General features: G+C 35.2%; 7 protein-coding genes. All 7 read left to right on the forward strand.

The features are described from left to right. The first annotated feature begins 27 nt into the window (after positions 1-27). Entirely contained in the window at positions 28-966 is a 939-nt protein-coding gene (locus tag GQR94_RS03810) for a type IX secretion system membrane protein PorP/SprF (RefSeq protein ID WP_158974234.1), read from the forward strand. A gap of 6 nt (positions 967-972) precedes the next feature. Next, complete coding sequence (locus tag GQR94_RS03815) at positions 973-3,099, forward strand: OmpA family protein (RefSeq protein ID WP_158974235.1); 2,127 nt, start codon at positions 973-975, stop codon at positions 3,097-3,099. A gap of 64 nt (positions 3,100-3,163) precedes the next feature. Continuing rightward, positions 3,164-3,481: a cupin domain-containing protein gene (locus tag GQR94_RS03820; protein WP_158974236.1), complete on the forward strand. Its 318-nt coding sequence runs from the start codon at positions 3,164-3,166 to the stop codon at positions 3,479-3,481. 45 nt (positions 3,482-3,526) lie between these two features. Beyond that, on the forward strand, positions 3,527-4,312 hold the full coding sequence (locus tag GQR94_RS03825; RefSeq protein ID WP_158974237.1) for an SDR family oxidoreductase: 786 nt from the start codon (positions 3,527-3,529) through the stop codon (positions 4,310-4,312). Positions 4,313-4,442: 130 nt separating this feature from the next. Further along, the gene (locus GQR94_RS03830) at positions 4,443-10,496 is read left to right on the forward strand and encodes an alpha-2-macroglobulin (protein ID WP_158974238.1); all 6,054 of its coding nucleotides are present in this window, start codon (positions 4,443-4,445) and stop codon (positions 10,494-10,496) included. A 127-nt stretch (positions 10,497-10,623) separates the two neighbouring features. Further along, positions 10,624-11,352 carry a carboxypeptidase-like regulatory domain-containing protein gene (locus tag GQR94_RS22620; protein WP_158974239.1) on the forward strand — a complete coding sequence of 243 codons (729 nt, stop codon included), beginning with the start codon at positions 10,624-10,626 and terminating at the stop codon, positions 11,350-11,352. Next, positions 11,352-12,365 (forward strand): transglutaminase domain-containing protein, encoded by a 1,014-nt coding sequence (locus GQR94_RS03840; RefSeq protein ID WP_158974240.1) that lies wholly within the window; start codon positions 11,352-11,354, stop codon positions 12,363-12,365. The genes GQR94_RS22620 and GQR94_RS03840 overlap by 1 nt, the downstream gene beginning before the upstream one ends. Positions 12,366-12,369 lie beyond the last annotated feature (4 nt).

Raw genomic sequence — 12,369 nt, forward strand, 5'->3', positions numbered from 1 at the left:
ACCATCATAACCTTCAAAACCATTAGCATGAAAAAATACTCCTTATATCTACTCTTACTCTTACTGATACCCTTTCTGGGAATGAGTCAGCAAGATCCACAATACACCCAATACATGTACAACATGAGTGTTATTAACCCTGCCTATACTACTAATGATACAGGCTTAATTAATTTTGGAACTCTATACAGATCACAATGGAACTCTGTTGTCGGGGCCCCTAAAACGCTCACATTTTTTGCACATGCTGCTTTATCAGAAAAAATAGAAACAGGTATCTCATTTATCTCTGACGTTATTGGCGATGGTGCTGCCAAAGAAAATAATATCTATGCAGATTTTGCGTACAGCCTTAAACTCAATGAAAAAAGTGATCTTTCGCTAGGTTTAAAAGCAGGAATGACCAATTATGCCACAAATTTTAATGGGTTTAGACTTCCTGAACTACAAGACGATGCGGCCTTTAATGACAATATAAACAGTACATTTCCTAATATTGGTATAGGTGCTTTTTACCATAAAGATAAATTTTACTCGGGTATTTCTATTCCCAATCTATTGCATTCTAAACATATAGATAACAAAGATGGCATTAGCACTATCGGATCAGAAGAGGCTCATATTTTTATTACCGCAGGGTATGTATACGAACTCAACTCTTCTATTAAAATTAAACCCTCAACCTTAATAAAGGCCGTAAATAATACGCCACTTTCTGTAGATTTTTCTGTAAATGCACTATTTAACGATACGTTGGAAGCTGGCCTAGCGTATCGCTTAGACGATGCTGTTAGTGCCATGTTTAACATTCAAATATTATCAGGCGTTAGAGCTGGTTACGCTTATGATTACACCTTATCAAATCTAGGAGAATTTAGTTCTGGATCTCATGAAATTTTCATTCTATTTAATTTGGACCTATTAGGCTTGAAAAAAGGCTATGATAAATCCCCTAGATTTTACTAAAAAGCTATGAAAAAAACGACACTCCTTTTAGTATTAATAGTATTCTTCAATATATTTTCTGCTTCAGCTCAAGATCAATTGAAACGTGCTAACACCTATTTTGACCGAGCTTTTTATAGTGAAGCTATTCCGCTATACGAAGAAATTGCAGCTACAAATAAAAGCACGCTAGTAATAAAAAATCTTGCTGATAGCTATTACAATACCTATCAAATGCCACAAGCAGCAAAGTGGTATGCCTATCTGACTTCAATTTATGGCGAGACACTCGACGAAAACTATTTTTTTAAATACAGCGAATCTTTAAAAGCTACAGGAGAACTAAATAAATCTTTTGAAGTACTAATGGAGTACTACCAAGCAAAAAAAGACGCGGAGCAAGTAGCGAAATTAAAGTCAGATTTTAACTATTTAGAAAATATACAAGCAATAGGACCGCGATTTGCAATTGAAAATTTAGCATTAAACACTACAAACTCTGAATTTGGAGCTGTACAAGTAGATGACCAAATTATATATACGGCATCGAAAAAAAAGGCGAACAAAATTTACCGATGGAATAATCAGAACTATTTAGACTTATACCAACATCCTGAAAGTGAATTACTGTATGGCGATAGCATTAGTAGAAGTTTTTCTACTGCCATAAATACTAAAATGCATGAAGGCACTTTTGCCATCACAAAAGACAGAAACACCCTTTATTTTACACGTAATAACTTTATTAAAGGGAAAAAGAAAACAGATGCTAAAAAAGTATCTAACCTAAAAATATACCGTGCTACACGCATGGATAATGTATGGACCAATATTACAACGCTAGCCTTTAATAGTGATGATTTTTCTAATGAACACCCAAGCCTTAGTAGTGATGAGAAAACTTTGTATTTTGCTTCAGACAGAAGTGGTGGTTTTGGCTCTTTTGACATTTATAAAGTAACTATTCAAGAAAATGATGTTTATACGGAACCAGAGAACCTTGGAAGTTTAATTAATACGGATAAAAAAGAACAGTTTCCTTTTGTCGATCAAAATGATAACCTATACTTTTCTTCAAACGGACATCCAGGATTTGGCCTACTTGATATTTTTATTTCAAAAAAAGACACTAATCAATTTCAGAAACCAGACAATGTTGGGTATCCTGTGAATAGTAGTTATGATGACTTTAGCTATTTTCAAAATGAAGACAAAGGCTTCTTTGCCTCCAACAGACCAGAAGGAAAAGGAAGCGATGATATCTATTCCTTTACGATTACAAAACCTTTAAAAATTGAAGCTTGTGCGCAAGTTATTACTGGAGTCGTGACAGACAGAACTACCAAACAACTACTCCCTTTTAGTACCGTACGCCTTCTTGATATTGATCATCATGAAATAGCTCAAGTAATTACAAAGGAAGATGCCACGTTTTCATTTGCGGTAGAATGTGAGATGCAGTACCGCATTGAAGCTAAAAAAGAGCAGTACGAAGATAATTTTAAAGTGCTAAGAACCACAAAAGAGCGGAACGCAGAAATAGATGCTTCGCTAACCTTATATGCTACTGTTGAAAAAGAAAAAGTAGCACGTATTGCACTTCAAGAAAAAGAGAAGCAAGCGCTAGAAAAAGCAAAAACAGCACAAGAGAAAAAATTAAAAGAAGAAAAAGAAGCCGCTGAAGCTTTAGCTGTACAAGAAAAACAACATAAAGAAAAGGCAGAGAAAGAGAAAGCTGAGAATATTATCAAAACCATCAATACAGAAAAGGCAATCGTCAAAGAAAAAAATAGAACCGTTATTAAAACGCAAGCTATAAACTTTGATTACAGCATGTGGTACTTGCGCAGGGAAACCAGAGATCGTTTAGAAACGGTGGTAGCTACTATGAAAAATAATCCAAGTATCACCCTTGAGATTGGTTCGCATACAGACCGCCGTGGAAATAACAATTATAATAAAGAACTGTCTCAAAAAAGAGCCAATAGTGTAAAAACATATTTACTAGAAAAAGGAATTGCAGCTGAAAGAATCATTGCAAAAGGCTACGGAGAATCACAACCTATTATAGCATGTGCTACAGATGATGCTTGTTCCGAGGAAGAGCATGAATTAAATAGAAGGTGTGAATTTGTAATCGTAAAATGGGAATAAAAAGGCGCTCTATTTGAAATTATAATCGATTGTTTCTTTTATCTTTAAGGTAAATTTTAAAGCAATGGATATAAAGTTAGCTGAAATTCCTACCAAAGAGATTATTCCCGGTTATCACGGTAAATTGGTCCATACTAAAAATATGAGCTTGGCTTTTTGGGAGGTAGAAAAAGGGGCTATAGTTCCTGAACACTCTCATGTAAATGAACAAGTAATGCAGGTTTTAGAAGGCGAGTTTGAGTTTACCCTCAACGGCAAGACTAAAGTATATACTCCCGGGGAATTAGTCGTAATTGGCGCTTATATTCCACATAGTGGCAAAGCTTTAACCGCTTGCAAATTAATGGATGTATTTAGTCCCACTAGAGAAGAGTACAAATAAACTCCTGAACTCCCAAAAAGGGAGAAACCCCTAAAACCGTAGTACATGAATATTTCTCTAAAAGGTAAAAAAGCCCTCATTGGTGGTAGCAGTGATGGTATTGGTAAAGCAATTGCTAAACAACTTGCGGCGAGTGGCGCCAGTGTAACTTTGGTTTCTAGAAGCGAAGCTAAATTAAAAAACATCATTGCCAATCTTCCTACAGCAGAAGGGCAAACACATCAATACCTGCTTGTAGATTATACTGATTTTAAAGCCTACGCACTTCAACTAGAAAGCTATTTTAACAGCAATACTATAGATATTCTGGTGAATAATACCCAAGGCCCTAACGCAGGAAATACCTTGGAAAAAAATATTACAGATTATCAGGCTGCTTTTGATCTCCTGTTTAAAACCACTGTATTTACCACAGAGCTTGCTCTTAAAAGTATGATAAAAAATAAATGGGGACGTGTCATAAATATCGCTTCCGTTTCAGTAAAAGAACCCCTCTCCTATTTGGCACTTTCTAATACCATTAGAGCCGCTGTGGTTACCTGGGGGAAATCTTTAGCTACAGATGTTGGTCCTTATCAAATTACCGTTAATAATATATTGACTGGTTATTTTGACACCAACCGCATTGCACAACTGAATGCCACAAAAGCAAAACAATTAAAAATTTCAGAGGAAGAAGTACGCAACCAAATGGAGGCAAAGGTATCTCTACAACGAATTGGAAAACCAGAAGAATATGGCTATTTGGTTGCTTTTCTAGCATCAGACAATGCGGCATATATTACAGGAACTTCCATTCCTATTGATGGCGGTTTGTTAAAATCACTATAGGTTAAAACGCATATTGGAATTTTACTTGTTTACGTTTTAATAATCTTAACTCACTGAAAGTAGGGTTTCACTCAACGCTTATTGTACCTAAATTTACCAAGTGGCATATTTGCCATTCAACAATCATATTATGAAACAAGCAACAGTATTTGTATTGATTATTTTATTCTCACATATGGCAGAAGCACAAGGGAGCAAAGATTCTTTTGAAACGCTTTGGAAAAAGGTAGCACAATTAGAACAAGAAGGACTTACAAAATCTGCTCTTAGTTCAGTTAACGCTATTTCTAAAAAAGCCAAGAAAGAAGGTAATAACGCTCAAGTTGTTAAATCACTTTTATTTTCAAGCAAATACTCATTAACCTTAGAAGAAGATGCACAACTAAAAATTATTTCGGAGTTTAAGTCTGAAATTGAAAAAGCAAAAACGCCAACTAAAAATGTATTAGAAAGCTATTTAGCCAACCTATACTGGCAGTATTACCAACAAAACAGGTATCAATTTTACAACCGTACAGAAACCGAAACGAAGGTAGATACTTCAGATTTTAGAACTTGGGATTTAAATACGCTATTTTATGAGATAGGGATTCATTTTGACGCTTCCTTAGAAAATAGCGAAACACTCAAAAAAATTCCTGTATCTGAATTTGAAGTGCTCTTAAACTCACAAAATGGTTCAGAAAAACTTAGACCTACTTTATACGATCTATTAGCACACACTGCTTTAACTTTTTATAAGACCGATGAAAATAGTATTACAAGACCTGCTGATAAATTTGAAATAGATGATTCTGAGGTTTTATGTGAAAGCTATCAATTTATACATCATAAAATTAGTACTACTGATAAAACTTCACTGCAAGCAAAAGCATTGCAACTTTATCAAGAGTTATTACAGTTTCACAGCACTGATAAAACATCCGATGCCTATGTTACTATTGATATTGAACGCCTACACTTCATAAAGAATAATGCTGTTTTCTCAAATGTTGGCGATTTCTACCTGAACATTTTACAGAATTCTGCTGAAAATATTAAAGACCATGAGAATTGGAGTTTATATCAATTCGAAATTGCTGCCTACTATGCTGAGTTAGCGAACACGTACCATGCGAATACCAATGATGAACACCGCTGGAAAAATAAAGAGGCATTATCATTGTGTGATGTAATTATAAAAAAACATCCAAAAAACTTAGGTGCTCTAAAAAGTCAAAATCTTAAAACAACCATTCTTAGCAAGCGTATACATTTAACCAACGAAGAATATATTCCTACAAATAAAACCTCTCGTCTATTAATTAATTATAAGAATATTGATGCCTTATCCGTAACGGCTTATAAAATAGATCGGGATCAGTTTCAAGCACTCGAAGACGCTTATAAAATTGAAGACAAAGCAGCGATCATAAAAAAACTAAAGCCAGCTAAAAATTGGGAGGCCAGCCTTAAAAATGAAAACGACTACCAAAATCATGCTATAGAAATAGAAATTCCGACTTTAGCAAATGGCTATTACTTACTTGTGGCAAAGGATAATAAACTCGATCAAACTTCTTTTGCGTATAGCGCATTAAACGTGACGGATCTTGTGCTTAGTGAAAATCAGCTCAACGGAAACAATAGTTTTCAAGTGATAAACAGAAACAACGGCGCACCTATTTCTAATGCACAAGTACGCTTTACGTACCGAATTAATTACGATAATAAATACCTAAATAAAACATACACTTCTGATGAAAACGGAAATATAACCTTTGAAAAATCTGAGGACTATTGGACAGATGTAAGCATAAGAGTTACGGCAAATAAAGAGTTTGCTTATTTTACCGGATTTTATATCAACCATAATTATTCCAGAAATAATGAGAAGCACACCACATATAATACATTTCTTTTCACCGATAGAAGTATTTACAGACCAGGACAACCTTTATTTTTTAAAGGAATAGCTGTAGCAGATTCAAACTCAGAAAAATCTATTGTCACAGCTACAGACGTTACGGTTAAATTGCTTGATGCTAATTACCAAGAAGTAAGTAGCCAGAATTTTAAAACCAATGAATATGGCTCATTTTCTGGAGAATTTATTTTACCCTCTAATGGCTTAACAGGAAATTTTAGTCTGCAGACCAGTAATAGCACATATGGATTAAATGGCAGTACTAACTTTTCTGTAGAAGAATACAAACGTCCAAAATTTGAAGCACACTTTAACCCTATTACGGAAACGTATCGGGTAAATGATATGATTAAAGTACATGGAAAAGCGATGGCCTATGCAGGAAGTGCAATTTCAGATGCAAAAGTTACCTACCGTGTAAAACGTGCTGTATATTATCCTAGATGGTATTACTGGTACCGTTCTTACCAAAACAATACGCCACAAGAAATAGCTTTTGGTGAGACCACTACGGATGCCTCTGGTAATTTTGAATTAGACTTTAAAGCTATTGTAGACCACAGTACTATTGCAAAAAACTTACCTACGTTTAGTTATGAAGTAACGGCAGACATTACAGATATTAATGGTGAAACACATAGTACCACTACGACTGTAAATGTGGGGTACCATGCTTTAAACGCAACTATTGCTGTGGCTGCTAGACTAGATAAAAATGCCAGTGAAAACAAGCTAGCCTTATATACCACTAATCTTAATGGCAAAACGGTTGCATCTTCAGGGACCTTAAAAATATACAAGTTACAAGCACCTTCTGCCGTATTAAGACCTAGACCATGGGCTGCGCCGGACTATGATTATTTTGGAAAAGAAAAATTTAAGTCATTATACCCACATGATGCCTATGCTAGTGAGTATGATGCGAATACATGGGAAAATGCAGACTTGCTGTGGGAAACTCAATTCAATACGAGCAAAACAAACGAAATTAGTTTGCCTAACCTCAAAAAATGGCAATCTGGGAAGTACCGCATAGCATTAGCCACTACCGATAAATTTGGTCAACTAGTAGAAGAAAAAGTACAAACTACAGTATATAGTACTGATGATAAAAGCTTAGCAGATCAACAAATTTTTAGTATTGCTACAGACAAACCAAATTATGAAATTGGCGATAAGGCAAAAATCACTTTAAAAACTGCCGCCAAAGATTTGTATGTGACGCTTACCATTGAAAAAGAGTATAAGATAGTTGATACAAAAATCATTCATTTATCAGAAAACAAAAAATCTTTTACAATACCTGTCAATGCGGAAGATTTAGGTGGTTTTGCCATCAATTATTCCTATGCGGCATTTAATTCTTATGCATCAGGAAATGTTATAGTTCCTGTACCTTATCCTGTAACCGATTTACAAATTGAAACCGTAACGTTTAGAGATAAGATAAAACCTGGGACTGATGAAACGTGGTCGTTTAAAATAAAAGGACCTAAAGGAGATAAAGTAGCCGCAGAACTTTTAGCAAGTATGTATGATGCCTCTTTAGATGCATTTAAAGGACACTCTTGGGGTTTTAACCCACTGTACAAGCATAATTATTATGCTTACCAACGTAGTAATGCTAACCGTAGTTTTGGAATCAAATCTTTTAGGTCTTACTGGCAATTTGATACCAATTACGTTTCTGTTTCTCAGTATTACGATACCTTCAAATGGTTTGATTTAAACCTAGGATACAATAACCGTTCATCTGGTTATTTATCTCGGAAAATGATGAGTAAATCTGCTCCGACCATGGAAATCATGAGTGAGATGGAAGATAGCGCAGGAGTTGCAGAAATGGCAATGGAATCAAACGCTGCCCCAATAGAAAATAAAGAAAAAGATTCTGTTCTTGGTCATCCAAGCGTAGAACAGCCTGACACCGAATTTGGGGAAGTTCAAATTCGTAAAAATTTACAAGAAACCGCCTTTTTCTTCCCACAATTGCAAACGGATAAAGAAGGAAACGTGTCTTTTAGTTTTACCACACCAGAAGCATTAACACAATGGAAATTACAACTGCTTGCACATACTAAGAATCTAGAAACTGCCACAGCACAATTCACTACGGTTACGCAGAAAGAATTAATGGTGTTACCAAATGCACCACGGTTTTTACGGGAAGGTGATCAAATCGTTGTGAGTTCTAAAATTTCTAATCTAACAGAGAAAAATCTAACAGGGCAAGCAAAAATTGTCTTAATCGATGCCGTATCAAATGCTGATATTACTACAGATATTACAAAAGATGCACAGCAAGAATTTTCAGTAGACGCCACCGGAAACACACAAGTATCTTGGATCATAACTGTTCCTGAAGGATTGCAAGCCGTGTCTTATAAAATTCTAGCAAAAGCAGGAGATTTTAGTGATGGAGAACAAAACATGTGGCCTGTACTTTCTAATAGAATGTTGGTCACAGAATCTTTACCTATGTGGGTAAGAAGCAACCAAACAAAAACTTTTAGCTTAGATAAATTAAAGAACAATACTTCAAAAACACTCCGTAATCATAAACTTACTTTAGAGATTACTTCAAACCCAGCCTGGTATGCGGTGCAAGCTTTGCCGTACTTAATGGAATACCCATATGAATGTAATGAACAAACATTTGCCCGTTATTATGCAAACACTTTAGCGAGTTACATTGCCAATAGCAATCCTAAAATTCAGGAGGTATTTAATCAATGGGCAAACGCTGATGCTTTGCTTAGTAATTTAGAAAAGAATCAAGAATTAAAATCGCTCTTAATTCAAGAAACGCCTTGGTTACGTGATGCGCAATCAGAAACAGAGCAAAAGAAACGTATTGCATTGCTTTTTGATCTAAATAAAATGAGAGCATCTCAAGAAAGCGCATTTAGCAAATTAGCGCAAAACCAAATGTCTAATGGCGCTTGGTCTTGGTTTGCTGGCGGTCGTGAAAACAGATACATCACACAACATATCATTACAGGTCTTGGCCACTTAGATAAGCTTATCATTTCTCCTGAAACAGGGAAAGAAAAAAGCGCCATGATAAAAAAAGCAATTTCTTATTTAGATAATGCCTTTGTTGCTGAATATGAGTATATGAAAAATCATACTAAGGACATTAACAAAGATCATCTAAGTCATTCTCAAGTACAGTACCTCTACATGCGCTCGATCTTTAAGGATATAAAAACCTCTAAAAAAGTTGATGAGGTTACCGCTTATTACAAAGGACAAATTCAGAACTATTGGAAGAACAGAAATTTGTATAGTAAAGGAATGTTAGCATTAATTATGCACCGAATGGAGGATAAAGCTATTGCAAATAAAATAATACGCCACCTAGAAGAGAATAGTATTTCTAGTGACGAATTAGGGATGTACTGGAAAGAAAATACCAATTCTTGGTATTGGTACCAAGCGCCTATTGAAACTCAGGCTTTATTAATTGAAGCTTTCTCTGAAATTCAGAATGATGTAGCTACAATAGATAATTTAAAAATCTGGTTACTAAAAAATAAACAAACCAACCAGTGGAAAACTACAAAGGCTACTACAGAAGCTGTATATGCTTTACTATTACAAGGTAGTGATTGGCTAGCAGTAACCAATACCGTAGAAGTACTTGTTGGTGGAGAAAAAATAGCTCCTGAAAAATTAGAAGATGTAAAAGTAGAAGCAGGTACTGGCTACTATAAAACTTCATGGAGTAAGTCTGAAATTAGACCGAAAATGGCCGAAGTTCAAATTACCAAAAAAGGAACTGGAATTGCCTGGGGAGCGCTATACTGGCAGTATTTTGAAGACCTTGACAAAATTACATCAGCAGAAACTCCATTGAAATTAAAAAAGAAGTTGTTCTTAAAAAAGAATACGGTCACAGGAGAGAAAATTTCTGAAATTACAGCGAATACCAAATTATCTGTGGGCGATTTAGTTCGTGTACGTATTGAATTACGATCAGACCGGGATATGGAATTTATTCATATGAAAGATATGCGTGCCGCTGGCTTTGAACCTATCAATGTATTTTCTCAATACAAATGGCAAGATGGTTTAGGGTACTATGAAAGTACCAAAGATGCTAGCACTAATTTCTTTTTTGATTTTTTACCAAAAGGAGTTTATGTCTTTGAATATGATTTACGTGTAAACAATGCTGGAAATTTCAGTAATGGTATTACAACGATACAAAGTATGTACGCGCCTGAGTTTAGCAGTCATAGTGAAGGCGTACGCGTAAAAATTGATGCAAACTAGTCTTTAGGAAAATGTAAACTCACCAAAAAGGTGGGTTTACGCATTCAATAGCTGTGTAGCCTCATTGTTGGTTTTATAGGCTTTGGTTTTCCTATACCTTAGAGGTATCTAATTAAAACCAAAACCTATGAAAAATTCAATTAGCGTATCCGTAAAGAAACCATGTTCAGAGAAATTTAGTACCTTTAGTACAACAGATAAAGGCGGTTTTTGCGCCTCTTGTGAAAAGGAAGTAATCGATTTTACAACCATGTCTAAAAGCGAAATATTAAACTATTTATGTACTGCAACAAACAGCACTTGCGGCCGATTTAAAACCTCACAATTAAACGATTTACAAATGGCAGACTCAAACGTTTCCTCTTTTAATTTTTTAACTAAAAGTATCGGCGCTATGAGCTTCTCATTATTATCATTATGTGCTATATCTAGCATAAACGCACAAGATGTGGCATTGACACCAAGTGTACAAACTGAGTTAGTTTCAAATCCAGAAACTACTACCAATACAACCCAAAGCAACAAATACAAGGTAAAAGGTCTTGTGGTAGATCAAGAAAATTTACCACTACCTGGTGTCTCTGTTGTTCTAAAAGGAACGAATGAAGGAGTGTCTACAGATTTTGATGGCAATTTTGAATTCAGCAGACGCCTATCTGAAGGTGATGTTCTTGTCTTTAGCTATGTAGGGTATGATACTCAGCGTTATACCATCGCCAAAAGTAAAACAGATACCATTGAAATTTCTATACTTTTTGATTCGGCAGATATAGAACTTATGGGAGATATTTCTATCGAAGGAGTATACCAGCCAAAAAGAAACATTGCTCAGAAAATTGGTTCTATTTTTAACTAATGAGGTATGCCTTTCTTATTTTTATTTTATTCGCAAGCATAAGCTATGGGCAACGCTCAGCATTTAATGCCATAGATTTTTCTAAAGCAGATAGTGTTGCCTATCAATACAAAGGAGCTAGTTTAAAAAGTCTTCCTATACTTGTTCATAACCTAACTACAAATTTACACACAGACGTAGAGAAATTTAGAGCGATATATACTTGGATAAGTACCAATATTGAAAACGACTACAATTCTTATGCAAAAACAAAAAGCAAGAGAAGTAAAATAGAAAAAGATCGCCCCGCTTTCTTAGTATGGAATCATGACTATGCTCCTAAGGTATTTGAACAGTTAATTAGCAACAAAAAAACAGCTTGCACGGGCTATGCGTATTTGGTTCGTGAAATGGCTAGCTTAGCAGAGATACCTTGTGAGATTATTGATGGTCATAGTCGTACACCAACATTGCCATTAACACTAGAAAGCCTCCCTAACCACTCTTGGAATAGCGTGCAATTGAATGGAAAATGGTATTTATGTGATGCCACTTGGTCTGCTGGACAAATAGTTTTTAATGAAGGGAATCCTGAATTTCAATTTGAATATCACGATGGTTATTTCTTGGCAGAACCGAGTTTGTTTATCAGAAACCATTATCCTTTAGAAAAAAAATGGTCTTTATTGGAAGAAATGCCAAGCTTTGAACAGTTTATTTCTGGTCCTATAGTGTATAAAAATGCATTTAAATATACCCTTAACCCTATATTTCCACTAAAATTAGAAACGGAAATTATCAAAAATGAAAGCGTTCAATTTAGATTTTCCAGCGCTGAAAGATTAGATCTAGCAGATCTAGTCCTAGCAATTGGAAATGGTTATGCTACGCACACCATAGACACTAAATTTTCCCAGCAAGATTCGGAATATAGCATTTCTAATAAGTTTACGAAAGTAGGCTTATACGACGTTCACCTAAAATACAATGGTGCTATTATCGCCACCTATATTGTACGGGCTAAAAGAAAATAATCTA

Origin of the sequence: Cellulophaga sp. L1A9 (assembly GCF_009797025.1) — a bacterium.
Lineage (GTDB): Bacteria > Bacteroidota > Bacteroidia > Flavobacteriales > Flavobacteriaceae > Cellulophaga.